This is a genomic window from Pedobacter cryoconitis, assembly GCF_003259615.1.
GTDB lineage: Bacteria > Bacteroidota > Bacteroidia > Sphingobacteriales > Sphingobacteriaceae > Pedobacter > Pedobacter cryoconitis.
This window is the reverse complement of the sequence record NZ_QLLR01000002.1, coordinates 53,275-70,974: the sequence shown is the minus strand read 5'-3', so window position 1 is coordinate 70,974 and position 17,700 is coordinate 53,275. Positions and strand designations below refer to the sequence as shown.

The 17,700-nt window shown below is 40.6% G+C and carries 11 protein-coding genes; 10 read left to right on the top strand and 1 reads right to left on the bottom strand.

Features of this window, described 5'->3' with window-relative positions; translation table 11 throughout:
• Window positions 1-126: 126 nt before the first annotated feature.
• Window positions 127-2,559 (bottom strand): TonB-dependent receptor, encoded by a 2,433-nt coding sequence (locus LY11_RS03210; RefSeq protein WP_111632302.1) that lies wholly within the window; start codon window positions 2,557-2,559, stop codon window positions 127-129.
• A gap of 97 nt (window positions 2,560-2,656) precedes the next feature.
• On the opposite strand from LY11_RS03210, the gene LY11_RS03205 reads away from it, so the two are divergent.
• The 10 genes from LY11_RS03205 (at window position 2,657) to LY11_RS03160 (ending at window position 17,664) form a co-directional block, all read left to right on the top strand.
• On the top strand, window positions 2,657-3,772 hold the full coding sequence (locus tag LY11_RS03205; protein WP_170132613.1) for a PepSY-associated TM helix domain-containing protein: 1,116 nt from the start codon (window positions 2,657-2,659) through the stop codon (window positions 3,770-3,772).
• 356 nt (window positions 3,773-4,128) lie between these two features.
• Window positions 4,129-5,670 carry a pyridoxal phosphate-dependent decarboxylase family protein gene (locus tag LY11_RS03200; protein ID WP_111632300.1) on the top strand — a complete coding sequence of 514 codons (1,542 nt, stop codon included), beginning with the start codon at window positions 4,129-4,131 and terminating at the stop codon, window positions 5,668-5,670.
• Window positions 5,615-8,068: a GNAT family N-acetyltransferase gene (locus LY11_RS03195; protein ID WP_111632299.1), complete on the top strand. Its 2,454-nt coding sequence runs from the start codon at window positions 5,615-5,617 to the stop codon at window positions 8,066-8,068. The genes LY11_RS03200 and LY11_RS03195 overlap by 56 nt, the downstream gene beginning before the upstream one ends.
• A gap of 13 nt (window positions 8,069-8,081) precedes the next feature.
• Window positions 8,082-9,434, top strand: a complete 1,353-nt coding sequence (locus tag LY11_RS03190; protein ID WP_111632298.1) for a lysine N(6)-hydroxylase/L-ornithine N(5)-oxygenase family protein — start codon at window positions 8,082-8,084, stop codon at window positions 9,432-9,434.
• 28 nt (window positions 9,435-9,462) lie between these two features.
• A complete protein-coding gene (locus LY11_RS03185) occupies window positions 9,463-11,277 on the top strand; it encodes an IucA/IucC family protein (protein ID WP_170132612.1) in 1,815 nt (604 codons plus the stop codon).
• A gap of 138 nt (window positions 11,278-11,415) precedes the next feature.
• Window positions 11,416-12,405, top strand: a complete 990-nt coding sequence (locus LY11_RS03180) for a Gfo/Idh/MocA family protein (protein ID WP_111632631.1) — start codon at window positions 11,416-11,418, stop codon at window positions 12,403-12,405.
• Between the two features lie 64 nt (window positions 12,406-12,469).
• Entirely contained in the window at window positions 12,470-13,759 is a 1,290-nt protein-coding gene (gene kynU, locus LY11_RS03175) for a kynureninase (RefSeq protein WP_111632296.1), read from the top strand.
• Entirely contained in the window at window positions 13,756-14,616 is an 861-nt protein-coding gene (locus tag LY11_RS03170) for a bestrophin family protein (protein ID WP_111632295.1), read from the top strand. Before kynU ends, LY11_RS03170 begins: the two co-directional genes overlap by 4 nt.
• Window positions 14,617-15,525, top strand: coding sequence for a histone deacetylase family protein (locus LY11_RS03165; RefSeq protein ID WP_111632294.1), 909 nt, complete (start codon window positions 14,617-14,619; stop codon window positions 15,523-15,525).
• Between the two features lie 282 nt (window positions 15,526-15,807).
• Complete coding sequence (locus LY11_RS03160) at window positions 15,808-17,664, top strand: DNA topoisomerase (protein WP_111632293.1); 1,857 nt, start codon at window positions 15,808-15,810, stop codon at window positions 17,662-17,664.
• The last annotated feature ends 36 nt before the right edge of the window (window positions 17,665-17,700 follow it).

Here is a 17,700-nt window from a genome sequence, read left to right as displayed (position 1 = left end):
TGTCCGTAAAGATAATACTATGAAATCAGATAAGTGGTGACATGACATAGATTTCAGGTTAAAAAAAAGCAGGCATCCAAATCATGGATACCCGCTTTTAAAATAGGATACTAAAGGTAGTAACTACTAATAGTTAATCGTATAACTTACGTTATAAGTACGGCCTCTGCCTAAGTAATAATAGGTTTGAGGAACTCCCAGCGTGCTGTAAAGAACCTGAGCACGTTTGCTCCATATCGTTTGATACTCTTTGTTTAATAAGTTTTGTACACCAAATGATAAGGTTCCAAGAGGTAACTTCACATGACCTAAAAGATCTACTGTTGTATATCCTTTCAATTTGTTGTCTACATTGTCTTTCAAATCGAAAGAGCGGAAGCCTTGCGCTTTAAATCCGATAGATTTGTTGCTCCATCCAATAAAAGCAGTTGCTTTTGACGGACTTGCATTGCTGATGTCCTGTGATTTCCACGAATCATCAGCTTTGAACTGAGATTTGATATATAAACCATTTCCACCAATTTCAAAACCACTCGGTAAGGTCGCTGAAATAGAAGCCTCAGCACCAAAATTACGTTGCTTTCGGTCAATTACTTCAACAGCAAAGTTGGCAGTATTTGTTTTCATGTCTTTATCAGACCAGGAATAAAAAGCAGCAACCTGTGCATTTACTACTTTACCGCGGTGACGCCATCCAGTCTCTAGCTGGTTGGTTTTTAATCCCGTAAGCGGAGAAGTAGTTACGCTGCTTCCTTTAACCAAATCCCAGTTTGCACCATTCAGTGCATAAGTACCCTGACCATAGTATTTAGCCGGATCAGCCAGGTTAAAACCTTGTGCAAAGTTAACCCATACTTGTTCAGGCGCAGAGATTTTGTAAATCAAACCACCATTTAACAAGTTCACATCGTAGTTACTTTTGCCACCCGGAATAGTAGCAGCTGTTTTACCTAAACCAAAAATAATAGGCACTTGTGCATTAATACCAACGAAATCAGCAACTTTTACAAACATTCTTTGTTGTCTGACACCACCTGATAAACTCAGTTTGCTGGTCAGATTCCATTGTGCCTGCATAAAACCAGAAAGACTGTTGATGTCAACACCAGGATAACGGCGTACCGTTGCAATTCCATTGTTGATCATTCCGCCGCTTGAAGCAGCAAGCGCTCTGTCAAATACAGTTTGATTACCAATAAAGTTTTCATTGTCACCATCCACACCATAAGTCAAATTGAAAGCTGACCATTGTTTTGCCAATACTAATTTAACCGCACTATACCTGGTTGTTTGAACAGTAGAACCTGCGTAAATAAGACGGCCACCCGGTATTGCCGGGTTGATCACCTGACCAGGGAAAGGGTGGAAGCTGAATTTTTCATTTCTGCTTGACCCCTGGATATATAAATCCTGACCACCTAAAATATCAGCCGCATGGTAATCAGCATTGATCGATGCGCGTGAAGTTTGTGGTTTTACAGAAGATTCAAAACCATTTCTCATTTCTAAAAGCTCTGGCTTAGCCAGTAAACCTGCATAATTGGCACCCAGAAAAAGATCCTTGTTGCCTACATAACCAGAATTGTAATACTGTGCGTTTACTTTCAAAGTTTGTTTAGCAGTCAGTTTGAATTCTGTATTCGCGAAAATATCGAAAGATTGATTGTACTGTAAATCTGTTTGCGTAATATCTGTGAAGATCTGTTTGTTATTTGCATCAAAAGCAGCATTGTTTTTCTGATAAGCAATACCGATCCTTCCTTTAAAATTCTCGCTACCACCTGAAATAGACTGCGCAAAACGCACATCATGATCCGCATTCTGTTTTAGACCACTGCGAATACCAGCTTCAGTAGTGAAAGCAGGAGGCCCGGCCTGTCCTTTTTTAGTGATAATATTGATAATTCCACCAGTTGCACCACCACCATAAATTGAACTTGCACCAGAAAGTACTTCAATACGTTCAATATTGAAAGGATCAACCGAATCAAACTGTCTGCTTACCGATCTGGTACTGTTTAAAGAAACACCATCAATCATGACCAGTACATTTCTGCCCCTTAAGTTCTGACCGAAATTTGTACGGCCTTCAGGACCAGCGTCTAAACCAGGAATCAATCTGGCTAAAGCTTCTTTTAAACTCACACCGCCTTTAATTTGCTCTTGTAAACGCTGATTGTCAATGATCCAGACTGTTCCTGGAATTTCACTGACCTTACTTGGTTTACGGGAAGAAACCACGACAACTTCATCCATCGTATTGCTTGGGTCCAGTGCCAGTTCCAGTTTCAACTGCTGATCTTTAACTAATGTTACTTTTCTAACAGTTTGATTATAACCAATATAACTTACAGCCAGGTTATAAGTACCGGGTTCAAGCTTTAATTCAAAATGTCCTTCCTTGTCGGTACTGGTTTCCAGCTTTTTGCCCTCAATTCTGACATTTGCACCGCTTAGCGGTTCGGTACTGTTACTAATGATTCCGCTTACTGTTTGCGCATTCGCACCAACCGTAAAAGCAATCATTAATATTAAAATTAAGTATAGATTTTTTCTCATGTGTTTGGTTTTTTGATTTTTACACCGCAAAGCAATGATTTATTTGGATTAATTCCAAATAATGCTTTATTTTTATATTTTTGATCAAATTTTAAGAATGAACTTGAAGAAGATAGCGCGCCTTGCACACAGATGGTTGGGTTTAACCTCTGGACTAGTGGTATTTATTGTGAGTGTAACAGGTTGTCTGTATACATTTCAAGATGAAATAAGGGATGCTACAGAACCCTGGCGTAAAATCGAAGTACAAAATAAAGCAGTGCTCTTACCCTCAAAGCTGAGTGCGATTGCAAAGAAAGTCCATCCTGAACTTCAGGTAGGCAGAATCGTTTATGTCAGTAAAAACAGGGCAGCAGTCATCTTCCTAACAGGGAAGGGACAATTCTATACCGTTCATATTAATCCATATTCCGGTGTGGTACTTCATGATCAAAACCTGCGCAAAGACTTTTTTACGATTGTCCAATTTATCCATATCTATCTGCTGCTGCCCGGGCCAATCGGAAAAATGGTGGTTGGTGTATCTGTATTTATATTTTTAGGCATGCTCATCACCGGAGTTTTCATCTGGTGGCCTAAACGAAAAACGCAAGTTAAACGGTCTTTAACCATTAAATTCAATGGGAAATGGCGACGTATAAATTACGATCTGCATAGCGTTTTAGGAATTTATACCTGTTTAATTGCTTTTGTTCTCGCCTTTACAGGATTGTCGATCAGTTACGACTGGTTGAAAACAGGAGTGAAGAATACCATTAACCTGGGGAATACCTATGCTTTGGAAGAAAAAATTCCGGAGGTTAGGCTGACCAAACCGCTTGATCCCGATAAATTATTGGATGTTACCTTTCTGGAAAGTGTAAAAAGATCCCCGCATTCAGACATGTTTCTGATTGCTCCCCTTGTCAAAGGCTCGGCAGTGCTTAACATCACCGTTTATGAAAAAGCGCTGTTCTATTACAAAAGTGACCGGTATTACTTCAATGCCAATACGGGGGCTATCGTTAAAGAACTAGCCCACCGTGACAAAAGCAACGGGCTAAAATTAAATGAAATGTCTTATGATTTGCACACCGGACAAATACTAGGTACAACAGGTAAAATTATTGCCTTTATGTCCAGTTTTATCTGTGCCAGCTTACCTTTAACCGGTTTTCTTTTCTGGCGGGGCAAGCGAAAAGATAAACGAAAAGCACGCATTACCCAAGCTTAAAACCCATCCTTTTATTTTACCGGTTTAGCAGCAGATCTGCCGCATTGAACCTCTATGTTAAAAAAATATTAACACAATAATTAAAAATATAATATTAAAAATAGACTGTAAATCAGTTTGTTATGATGTTATCGGTAATTAGTCTAAATATAATTTGTAATTGTTCTTAATAACATCTTACTTAGCGAAGAAATTTAAACAGCAATGAAGAAGAGGATTCCAGACCTTATTTTCGCTCATATTGGTTTCCCTTCTGCTGATTTAAATACGCATCAAACTTCATGTTTGAGCAGGATAATAAACACGCTTATTAATAATCCCTATTAAATATAAAACCGTGAATAATTAAGACCGATATGCTATCAATCAACCTACAAGAAGAACAGTTAACCACATTATTTGAAAATAATCCCCAAAAGGACATTTTTCATCACGACAACCAGGAAGAATATCTCGATGCCATAGGTAAAGTAAGTCTTGCCGTAAAGCGTTTTCTGGATAACAATAAAAAGCCATTCAGTGGGGTGACCCCCGCAGAGTTAAGGCCATTATTTGCAAAAGTAGACTTTGACACCCCATTAGCAGACTACGATAGTCTGTTGGACGAAGTGGAAAATTTATATACCAATCATGCAGTTGCTTTTCACCACCCAGAATATATTGCACATTTAAACTGTCCGCTGGTTATCCCTGCAATTGCGGCAGAAGTGATGATCTCTTCTATTAATTCCTCTTTAGATACCTGGGATCAAAGCGCCGGGGGAACCTTAATGGAGCAAAAGCTGATTGAATGGACTTGTAAAGAAATCGGCTTCGGCGAATTGTCAGATGGTATTTTTACCAGTGGTGGTACCCAGAGTAACCTCATGGGCCTGCTGCTTGCCAGAGATCATTATGCCTTTAAACTTTTGAACCACAATATTAAACAAGACGGTTTACCTGCCGAAGCTTCACGTTTCAGAATCTTTGTTTCAGAGATGGCCCATTTCAGCATTCAGAAAAATGCTTCCTTGTTAGGACTAGGTGAAAAAGCCGTTGTGAAAATTAAAACTGACCGTAGTTTCCGAATGAACTCTGTATTGCTTGAAGATGCAATTAAACAGGAAATTGCACTTGGAAACATTCCGATTGCGATTGTAGGTACAGCAGGGACTACAGATTTCGGTAATATTGATCCTTTGCAAGAGATCGGCCGTTTAAGTACTAAATATGATTTATGGTTCCATGTAGATGCTGCCTATGGCTGTGGCTTACTGTTAACCAGCAAATCACGCAGGCTGATTAATGGAATTGAAATGGCACATTCAGTAACGGTAGATTATCACAAATCATTCTTTCAGCCAGTAAGCAGCGGAGCCTTTTTGATTAAAGACAAGAAATTTTTCGGTCTGATCACCCATCACGCTGACTATCTGAACCCTAAAGACCATGACCATGATGGTTTACCCAATCAGGTCAATAAATCCATTCAAACTACCCGCCGTTTCGATGCCTTAAAACTTTGGTTTACCCTGAGGATGATGGGGAAAGAAAAATTGGGAGGTTACTTTGAAACCATCATTCATACCGCAGCTCAGATTGCTGCTATGCTGCAAGCAGATCCGGCGTTTGAATTGATGAACGAATCTGATATTAGTGCGCTTGTTTTCCGTTACAACCCAAGAGACGGACAAGCAGACCTTTGCGCAATGAACCAGTTTATCAAAAAAAGCATGTTCAATGGAGGAGAAGCGCTCGTTGCGGGCACTAAAATTAACAAACAGTTCTACCTCAAATTTACATTACTGAACCCACTCACTACAATTGACCACGTTAAAAACATCTTCAACATCATCAAACAACATGGAAACGAATACCTACAGTTTAATAAAACTACAACAGAATTCTGGAGAAATTAATTTCAATTCTCTCTTAAACAGCTATTGCAGAGAGTTTGGCAATTGGAGCCGTTACCAGGGAATTCCCAAATATGATCGCCCTCTGGCAGATTATATGAAGCTGACAGGCCACCAATTACACTTACGTTTCGATTTTTCTGAGTTTGGATTTGAAGTCTTTGCCCCTTTAAAACACTATGCGGAAAGCGGAAGACATGTATTTCACTTTCCTGTAATTTCACGTGAGCTGGCTACCGATGAAATCAAGCCTATAGATGCTTTGCGCTTTATGGACCTGATTATTGTATTCGCAAGCGCTGAATTTCCGGAAATCAATGCACAACTGGTAAAATCGCGTTTATCAAACAGTATAGAAAACCTTACCAAGTACCAGGAATATTTCAACCGTAAGGGGAAACTTGTCAACGGCGTGAAGATGAAATTTATTGAGGCCGAACAATCCTTAGCGCTTGGACATAACTCACATCCGCTCACTAAAGGAAGAATGGGGTTCAAAAACGACGAAGAGCTCCTGAAATACTCTCCTGAAACTGCTGGCGAGTTTCAGTTAGCTTATTTCTTGATAGCACCCGGTCAGGTGGTGGAGAAAAATGCGGAAGGATTTGATATTACTGATACATTCAAGGCAGAATTACTGAATGCAGTTCCTGCAGATCACCACGTAAAATCATTGATAGATCAGCATCCTGCATGGAAAGTATTGCCAATACATCCCTGGGAAGCAGAATATCTGCTCACCCAGGCCGATGTAAAAGCGATGGAAAAAGAAGGACTGTTATATAGCCTGGGCAACTGGGGCGCTGTATATACACCAACTTCTTCCGTGCGTACCGTATACAACCGGGAAAGCGACTGGATGTATAAATTCTCACTGCATGTGAAAATTACAAACTCTGAGCGTGTTAACTTAACCAGGGAATTGCACCGCGGGTATGATGTGAGCCGTTTATTAAAAACGGAGCTGGGCAAAACATTGAAAAAAGAATTTCCAGAACTTGAATTTGTGACTGACCCTGCTTTTTTCTCCGTAACCTACCAGGGTAAATTTATTGATGGCTTTAACACCAGCATTCGCCACAATGTATTTAAAGGCGAAGCCGCAGATAAAAATGTGACTTTATTAGCCGCATTATGTCAGGATAGCCTATTGGGTGAAAAACCAAGGATGGTCAATGTTATTCAAAACGCTGCAAAGCTCAAAAATAAACCCGTTGATCAGGTCGCTATTAATTGGTTCAAACAATACCTGCATATCTGTGTAGGCCCGATTGTTGGAATCCTGAACAAATACGGGATGGCTTTTGAATTTCATCAGCAAAATGTATTGGTAGAGCTGGACAGCCAGAATTTTCCTGCTAAACTTTATTTCAGAGACAACCAGGGCTTCTTTTTCAGAGCAGGCAAGACCGAAGAATTATTAAGTTATCTGCCAGATCTGGCTCAGGAAAGCGGATCTATAGTGCCAGAAGCTTTGATTTTCCCTAAATTAACCTACTATCTGCTGCTTAATAATCTGCTGGGTATTGTGAATGCCCTGGGCTGCAACGGTCTGGCTGATGAAAGAACGCTGATCGATTTGATTTACCTTGAATTTAAACAATTTGAAGAATCAGATACTACCGGTTTTGTTGATTATGTGATCAACAGCAGAAGCTGGGAAGTGAAAGGAAACTTACTCACCAACCTGTATAATATAGATGAAGCGAGTGCGCCAATTGAAAATCCGGCTATCTACAGAGCTTATCCTAATCCACTCAACAAGTATTTCTTTTGTGATAACCTGATCAAACCGAAAATTGATGAAGTCATTTACAGCAGATATTTTCCTAAAGAAGACATTACGATCTCGCTGCGTTCATTTGATGTAGACAGAGATCTGGAAATGGCACATGACTGGTTTAACCAGGAGCACGCCAAACCAATCTGGAAAATGGACGGGCCAATCAAAGCGCTGGAAACCTTTTACCGTACCCTGATCCCAAGTGATCATTCACATAGTATTATCGGGGAAATTAATGGCGAACCTACTTTCACTATTGAACCTTATTGGCCAATGCGTGATACTGTAGGCGCTTATTATGAAGCTCTAGCCACAGATTATGGGGCACACTTATTAATTGCCCCGACCGATAAGAATAAAAAATACAGTTTCTGTATCGGGCAAATGATCATGGATATGGTATTTCTGAATCCTGTTGTCGGGAAATGTATAGGTGAAGCGGCTGTCGAGTCCAGAGCCATGCACATTTTCGTGACCAGGCTGGGTTTCAAATTCCAGCGTGTTATAAAAATGCCAGCTAAGGATGCAAACTTAACTTTTTGCTATCGCGAATGGTATTGGGAAAAATTCCCGGAAAGTAAAGATGTAGCGTTAATGGGCCAGGTGGCCGGAGTATAAATTCTGAGAATAAATGAAAACACAAAAGATTTACGACATCATAGGTATTGGTATCGGCCCCTTTAATTTGGGGATGGCCGCTTTGGCAGCACCTTTAGAAGATTTGTCGGTTATATTTTTCGATCAGGCTGCGGTTTTTAACTGGCACCCTGGAATGATGTTGAACGATGCTACCCTTCAGGTTCCCTTTATGGCCGACCTGGTAACTTTAGCAGACCCCACAAGCCCTTACAGTTTCCTGAATTTTATCAAACAAACTGACCGTTTGTATAAATTTTATATCCGGGAAGATTTTTATATCCTGCGTAAAGAATACAATGCCTATTGCAAATGGGTGATCGCACAATTGCCTTCCTGCCAGTTTAATCAGAAAGTCTTAAGTACTGATTATGATGAAGCAACGCAACTTTACAAACTGATTGTAGAAGATCAGCGGAACTTAGAAAAACAGGTTTATTATACCCGTAAACTTGTTTTAGGTACTGGGACGATCCCTAAAATGCCAGACTTTGTGGAGCCAGGCAAACACGTAAATGTAATCCATACCGCTGCTTATCTGAATAAAAAGAGTGAACTGCTGAAGCAGCAAAGTGTAAGTATTATCGGCTCAGGACAGAGTGCCGCAGAAATTTTCTATGACCTTTTGCCGGAAACTGAAAATGGATTAAAATTGAAATGGTTTACCCGGCCGGACCGTTTCTTCCCGATGGAATATTCAAAACTTACCTTAGAACTTACTTCACCAGAATATGTAGACCATTTTTATAATCTGCCTGATGGAAAACGCAAACAAGTATTGAGCAAGCAAAATTCACTGTTTAAAGGCATCAATTATAGTTTGATCAATCAGATTTTTGATAAACTATATGAATTAAGTGTAGATGGTGAAGAACCAAACGTGAAGTTAAGTCCAAATTGCCAGCTCAATAATATCACTACCGCCGAAGATGGCAGCGCTAACTTACATTTTTACCATACAGAGGTAGAAAAAGAATTTGTGGAGCAAACTGATTTTGTAGTATTAGCTACCGGTTATAAATACAAAGAGCCTGCTTTCTTGCAAGGCATTCATCACCGGATTTCAAGGAATGAAGACAATTTATATGGAGTAGGGCGCAATTATGCGATCGATACCAATGGCGATGAAATTTTTGTTCAGAATGCAGAACTGCATACCCATGGCTTTGTGACACCAGATTTAGGGATGGGGGCTTACCGGAACTCCTCAATTATCAATACCGTGTTAGGCAGAGAAGCTTATAAAGTTGAGAAAAAAATTGCCTTCCAGACTTTTGGTGTGGCAACGGCCGATGAATCAGAAAACCCACTTAAAGATATTCTTTCAACAGAAAACCTGGCAGTTTAAGTCGCTGTCTAAAGTTAAAATACAGAACATGAATTACAATCATTTTGACAATATTAAACCGCTTAAGAAAGCAGTTTGGGCTAAGGTGAATTTAAATTATATCGCCAAGGCTATTGTAGAACTTATGCACGAAAAACTTGCAGTACCTGAAATTACAGAAACAGATGCTGCTGGTTTAACGCATTTCCGTTTAAATACGGATCACGAAAATATCTATTACACCTTTGCTGCAAGTCTTCGCGCTTTGGACTACTGGCATATCCAGAAAGAATCACTGCGTAAAATTGTGGATGAAACAGCTGTACCTTTAAATAATGCACCAGCATTTTTCACAGAAACACAGCAAACTTTTGGCGTGAAATCATTTACCATGGCACATTTCGTGGAAGAAACGCTGAATACCTTGTATGCTGATGCGTTTATCCATGAAAAAGGACGTTTAACTGCAGATCAGCTTGCTGATGCTGATTATCAGACTATTGAAAGTCAGATGGACGGGCACCCCTGGGCAACGATTAATAAAGGCAGAATTGGGTTTAACCATAGTGATCAGGGAAAATATGCGCCAGAAGCAGGGCAGTCAACGCAATTAGCATGGTTAGCCGTTCATCAAAAACGTGCTGACTTTAAATCGCTGGCATCTATAGATATGGCATCTTTTTACGAAGATGAATTAGGTTTTGAGCAGATCAACGAGTTTAATGAAATACTAAGCGCGCAAAATTTAAATCCTGCTGATTACCTGTTTATTCCTGTACATGAGTGGCAATGGAATAATAAAATCGTCTTACAACTTGCCCATGATATTGCCTGTCAATATGTTGTGCCATTGGCTCTAGGAAAAGATTTATATAAATGTCAGCAAAGTATCCGTACTTTTTTCAATATCAGTAATCCACGCAAACACTACGTTAAAACGGCAATCTCTATTTTAAATACTTCGATATTCAGAGGTTTGTCGCCTAAAAAACTGGCGATTGCGCCAAGAGTTACCCAATGGGCAAAGGATATGCTGGATGGTGATGACTATCTGAAGGAAACTAAAGTAGTTTTATTAGGAGAGGTAGCCACTGCTGCGTATACTCATCCTCAATACAGTGCGATCCCGCAGTCTCCTTATCAATACCAGGAGTTTTTGGGTGTTATCTGGAGAGAAAGTGCTGAGAATTATCTTCAGGAAGGAGAAAAAATTATGACGATGGCGAGTTTGCTGTACGTCGATGACCAGGGGAAAAGTTTGGTTGGAGCCATGATTGAAAAATCGGGGATTACTCCGAAAGAATGGCTTCAGGCTTATTTAAAGGCTTACCTTAAACCTATTTTAAGAATATTTTATAAGCATGCCTTTTTCTTTAGTCCGCATGGAGAGAACACCATTATGGTGATGAAAGATTATATCCCTCAGCGGATTATCATCAAAGATTTCGTAGAAGAGATCGTATTGACCGAAGAATCGAAAGCGAAATTGCCGGAAGATCTGGTTAATGTATTGAGAGAAATCGACGATGAATTAGCTCCGTTATTCATTTTATCAGGAATTTTTGATGCTGTATTCCGGTACTTAAGCAATGTTTTCCATTCTTATGTCGGTTTAGAGGAGGAAGAATTCTGGAAAAACGTAGCGGATACTATTTTAGAGTTCCAGGAAGAAAATCCTGAACTGGCGGATAAATTCTCGAAATTTGACTTATTTGTCCCTGAATTTGCGAGGGTTTGCATCAATAGAGTTCGTTTATTGACACACGGCTATAGTGAAAGTACAGACGTACCCACTCCCGAAGTCATTGGAACTCTGGTTAATCCTGTGGCTTTTGCCATGGAAGCCAGGCAGCAGGCTGTCTAAGCTTATTAGCGATTAGAAAAGCGTATAACCGCTGCATGTCTGCAGTGGTTATACGCTTTTTATTTTAGAGCCTAAGGGATTTTAACCTGCATGAAGCAGGCAGATTTTTATCATATTTACCAGCTTAAACTGAATAAGATGCAGAATATAATAAAATGGGGGATGATTGGATGTGGGGACGTGACAGAAGTTAAAAGCGGCCCCGCTTTTCAGAAAGTTGCTGATTCCAGCCTGGTAGCTGTAATGAGCAGAAATGCTGAAAAGGCTGAAGATTATGCAAAAAGACATCAAATCCCAAAATGGTATAGCAGCACACAAGAATTAATTGATGATCCGGAAATCAATGCCATATACATTGCCACCCCACCATTATCGCACGAAGAACTGACCATTGCAGCCTTAAAAGCAGGGAAATCAGTTTACGTTGAGAAACCAATGGCTGTGCATGCAGCGGCGGGTAAAAAAATGGTTGAAGCCGCTTCATTGTATGCAGGGAAGCTGACCATCGCACATTACCGCAGAGAACAGCCAGTTTTTAAAAAAATTAAAGCCCTGCTTAAAGAGCAGGCAATTGGAACGGTGAAATTTATTAAGCTTGATTATTTACAGCCGTCTCTGACTGCGAAGGAATTAGCAGATCCGAAAATACAATGGCGCTTAGATCCTGCAATTGCTGGTGGTGGACTATTTCATGATATTGCACCGCACCAATTAGACCTGATGTTATACTTTTTCGGGCCAATTGAAAAAGCAATTGGAATTTCAGGTAATCAGGGTGGCTTATACCAGGCAGATGATCTGGTTACAGGAGTTTTGAAATTCAAAAACAATATATTCTTTAATGGAACCTGGTGTTTTGATATGCCCGTAGCCACTCAAAAAGACCTTTGTACAATCACCGGATCAAAAGGAACAATTTCTTTTGCTGTTTTTGGACCGGGTAAAATAGAGTTAACAGTTAACGGGGAAACAACGTTCTTTAATTTCGATCCGCTTCAGCATGTACAACAACCAATGATTGAGGCGACCGTTCGCTATTTCTTAAACCAATCGGCAAACCCTTGTATAGCGGAAGATGGAGTGACCGTGATGGAAATTATTGACCAGTTTTCAAACCATAATAATTAAATCATTTATTTATTTTGTTAAAATTGCAGAAAGCATTACACTGAGCTGAATAATTACAAAAAATATGAATTTTCAAAATACATTATCATTTGCTAAAACAATGGATGAACAGGACCCGTTGCGGAAATTCCGTGATGAGTTTTTATTTCCACAGCAAAATGGTAAACCTTTTATATATCTGTGTGGCAATTCACTTGGCCTTCAGCCCAAATCGGCACGTGAAGTGCTGGGCAAACAACTGGACAACTGGCAAAACCTGGCAGTAGAAGGCTGGTTTGAAGGAGACAGTCCATGGATGTTTTATCATAAAGAGCTTAAGCAGTTAATGGCACCGATTGTAGGTGCGCTTCCTGCTGAGGTTTGCCCGATGAATACGCTAACGGTTAATCTTCATTTGTTGCTGGTTAGTTTTTATCGACCACAGCAAAAAAGATTTAAGATCATTATGGAGGCCGGTGCTTTTCCTTCTGATCAGTATGCGCTGGAAAGCCAGGTTCGTTTTCATGGATATGATCCTGCAGAGGCTATTATTGAAATTGCGCCCAGAGCCGGTGAATATACTTTGCGCACCGAAGATATTGTTGCCCGCATCGCTGAAAATGCAGATGAGCTGGCACTGGTCTTGTTTGGCGGTATTAACTATTTTACTGGCCAATGGTTTGATATGAAGGCTATTACTGAGGCTGGTCATGCCGCTGGCGCATTGGTTGGATTTGACCTTGCCCATGCTGCAGGAAATGTGCCTGTGCAGTTACATGATTGGGATATAGATTTTGCCTGCTGGTGTTCTTATAAGTACCAGAATAGTGGTCCCGGTGGAATAGGCGGCATTTTTGTTCATGAGAAACATTTTAAAGACGATACACTTAACCGTTTTGCGGGATGGTGGGGCTATCAGGAGTCTACCCGTTTTAAAATGGAAAAGGGCTTTGTACCTGAACCAGGAGCAGATGGCTGGCAAATTAGCTGCTCGCAGGTGATGCCAATGGCTTTATATCATGCTTCACTGCAAATTTTTGAGGCCGCAGGTTTTATGGGTCCGATCAGAGATAAGAGTAAGCTTTTAACTGCTTATCTGATTTATATCATAGACCAGGTAAACCTGGCTATCGGTCATCAGCAGTATAAAGTAATTACGCCCGAAAATGAAAATGACCGGGGTACGCAGGTTTCTATAATTGCTTCAGGAAATGCAAAAGGGGTTTTTGAGAAATTGGTTGCGCATAATGTATTAGGAGATTGGAGAGAGCCGAATGTAATACGTCTGAGCCCTGTACCCTTGTATAATTCTTTTGAGGACGTATTCCTGACGGGTGAGTTGTTATTAAAAATAAGTAAAGAGATAGCTGTATGATAAATTACAATCCTAAAGATTGGTTCACGTTTATTTTTCATATCCATAAAGCAGATACATTCCGGAAGTTATGGCCGCTGATGCTTAGTGTTGCTGTATTTTCTGGCATCATCGCTTATACGGAACTCCATTTCTTAAAACTGGCGCAAACAGCGACGGTCAAGAATATTGGGATGATGCACAGTTTGCTGGGTTTTGTGATTTCCATGTTATTGGTTTTCCGGACGAATACATCCTATGACCGCTGGTGGGAGGGCAGGAGATTATTAGGAGAGCTGACAAATATCAGCCGTAACCTGGCTATCAAGATCAAATCGCTGAAGTTAGGAGAACAGGAATATGAGTATTTCAGCTATGCGATTCCTAAGTACGCTTTTGCATTGAAAGAACACTTGCGGGAAAAGCAGTATTTTGGTAAGAACAGTTTTTTAGTGGAGGTTGATGGAGGGAAGCATATTCCTAACCAGGTCGCAGCGAGTCTTTCTGCACGGGTTTTTGATTTGGAGGCTGCGGGCAAGATTTCTGCAGAACAGTTGATTATATTGAGTGGTGATCTGAACCGCTTTACAGATATTTGCGGAGGTTGTGAGCGGATCAAGAAAACACCTATTCCTTTTTCTTATAGTGCTTTTATCAAAAAATTCTTGTTTATCTATGTAATTACCTTACCATTTGGCTGGGTATTTAGCCTGGGTTATTTCGTAATCCCGATTGTACCTTTTATATTATATGTACTGGCGAGTTTGGAGCTGATTGCTGAGGAAATAGAAAATCCATTTGGACAGGATGCAAATGATTTGCCTGTGGATGAGATCTGTAATAATATTGAAAAACACGTGGGGGAGATTCTGAACTAAATGATAAAAATAGCTTATCATCCTTTGTATGCACATCCTTTACCACAGGGGCATCGTTTTCCTATGTTAAAGTACGAACTCATACCAGAGCAGCTACTACATGAGGGGGTGATTACTGCTGATCAGCTTTTTGCCCCCGAACAGTTGCAGCAAGAGATCGTACTGTTAGCACATGATCTTTCTTATTGGGAGCAGCTGAGGGATTTTACTTTACCACCAAGAGAGCAGCGGAGGATCGGTTTCCCGCTGAATGCGCAATTGCTGGAACGTGAACTGAGGATAGCTCAGGGAACTATTGACGGAGCTTTATTTGCGAAAGAGTATGGTCTGGCTTTTAATATAGCCGGTGGTACGCATCATGCAGGTTCTGATTGGGGAGAAGGATTTTGTTTGCTGAATGATCAGGCAATTGCGGCGAATTATCTGCTGAACAGGGGGATTTATAAACGGATTCTGATTATAGATTTAGATGTGCATCAGGGGAATGGGACAGCCCAGATTTTGGAGAATGAACCGGGGGTATTCACCTTTTCTATGCACGGGGAAAAGAACTTCCCTTTCCGCAAGGAAGTTTCTGATTGGGATATAGGATTGGATGTGGGGACCGGCGATGATGTTTATCTTTCACTGCTTGCGCATGTATTGCCTGAGTTATATGAGCGGCACAGGCCGGAGTTTGTGTTTTATTTATCTGGAGTGGATGTTTTGTCTACAGATAAGTTAGGGAAACTAGGCATGAGTAAACAGGGATGTAAAGAGCGGGACAGCATGGTTTTTCAGTTTTGCAAAGATAAGGGATTGCCGGTACAAGTAAGTATGGGAGGCGGATATTCACCAGCTATTAAAGATATTGTAGACGCACATTGTAATACTTTTAAAGTTGGTTTGGATTTGTTGTCTCCACTATAAAACCACAGGAATATTAAGCCGCTGATTTTTCTTTAGTCCTTAGAATGGAATTCTCTTTCCTGATGATTTCACCTTTTTTTCAACATCCTTTCGTGTTCTTTACAAGTACTTGTTATTGTGTCAGATCTGCTTGATAATGAGAGTTAAAAAGCATATGACCTGTTTATTGACATCATATTCTTTGAGTCCTTTAGGCAGTTGAATACGGCCGGGAAACGAGTTAATGGTTTTTTAATGTGAAGTATTTTGATGAAATTTAGTGATTCTAAAAAAGGAGAATAGATGAAGATTGTAATTGCAGAGAAGCCATCCGTTGCACGTGAATTGGCTAAAGTATTTGGCGCAACGGGTAGAAAAGACGGGTACATTGAGGGGAAAGGTTATACTTTCACCTGGGCATTCGGACATCTGCTGCAACTGGCACCTCCGCAGGAATACGGCTTTATTGGCTGGAGAAGGCAACATCTGCCAATGCTTCCGGCTAAATTTAAACTGGCAATCCGGAAAATTAAAACCAAGGATGGTTTTGTGGAAGATCCCGGGGTCAGAAAACAACTCGATATTATCAAAAAGCTATTTGATGAAGCTACAGAGATTATCGTCGCAACGGATGCCGGGCGGGAAGGTGAACTCATTTTCCGTTATATCTATTATTTCCTGAAATGTAAAAAACCTTTTAAACGACTTTGGATCTCTTCGCAGACTGATGAAGCTATTAAAGAAGGATTCCGGAATCTCAAACCCGGTACTGATTATGATACTTTATTTAATTCAGCACACTGCAGGTCAGAATCTGACTGGCTGGTCGGAATGAATGCCACCCAGGCCTTAAGTATATCGGCCGGTGCAAGGTCAGTGCTTTCCCTGGGCAGGGTACAGACCCCAACTTTAGCAATGATCTGCTCCAGGTTTATTGAAACAAAGAATTTTGTACCCCAATTATATTATCAGCTGGGTATACAGCTGGATAAAGACGGGCAGCTTTTTAAGGCTGTTTCTACGGTCAACTTCAATGTCAAAGAGGAAGCGCAGGTTTTATTTGATAAGATTGAAGATGTAGGCTCTGGATTTTCCACAGGAGGAAAGATCCTGGATGTGGAAGCCAAGCCACGTAAAGAGCCGCCTCCGTTATTGCATGATTTAAGTAGTTTACAGCAGGAAGCTAACAAGCGTAAAGGTTATACCGCAGATCAGACCCTTAATTTGCTGCAGAATTTATATGAAAGTAAGCTGGTTTCCTATCCAAGGACAGGTAGCAGATATATCGGAGACGATGTTTTTGCTGGTGTTCCTCAGTTGATTACGCAGCTAACCACACATCCGGATTTTGGAAAACAGGCAGAGTTTCTGATGACTATACCTTTGAATAAAAGGAGCGTGAATGCGAAAAAAGTTACGGATCACCATGCCATTTTACCAACCGGGGAGCCTGCTGCTCATTTAAGCGCCGATAAACAAGCTGTTTATGATATGGTGGTAGGCCGTATGCTGGAAGCTTTCCATCAGGAATGTGTAAAGGAAGTGACTAAAATTACTATTGAATCCGGTTCTCTGTTTATTGCTAACGGAACAGTTATCCGTTCCGCAGGATGGCGCTCGGTATTAAATGATAAAGAAGAAGATAAAAAAGATGAGGATAACCCTTCTCTTCCAAAGGTTAAAAAGGGAGAGCTGCTGCCTATCGTAGAAAAGGCCTTATTAGAAAAACAGACTAAGCCTAAACCTTTGTATAATGAGGCCTCCTTATTAAAAGCGCTGGAAACTTCCGGGAAAGAGATTGAAGACGAAGAACTTCGTTATGCGATGAAAGATAGCGGACTGGGAACTCCGGCAACCAGGGCCTCAATTATCGAAACCCTGATCACCAGGGAATATATTATGCGGGAGAAAAGAAATCTTGTCCCGACTTTTAAAGGACTGGCAGTTTACGATGTCGTGAAAGACCAGAAGATTGCACAGGCAGAATTGACTGGTTCGTGGGAGAAGAGACTGGAAGAAATCCGGTCTGGTGCCTCGGTTGCAGACTTTAAAGCAGAAATCTCCGAATATACAAGGTCAATTACCAATGAATTGCTTGCCGCAGGAGCTGGTCTGGCAGAAAAACTAGTACCGAAGAAAGAAGATCCGGCAGTGGTATAGTGCTCCCCTTTTTTTAAGATATAAAGACTTATTTGC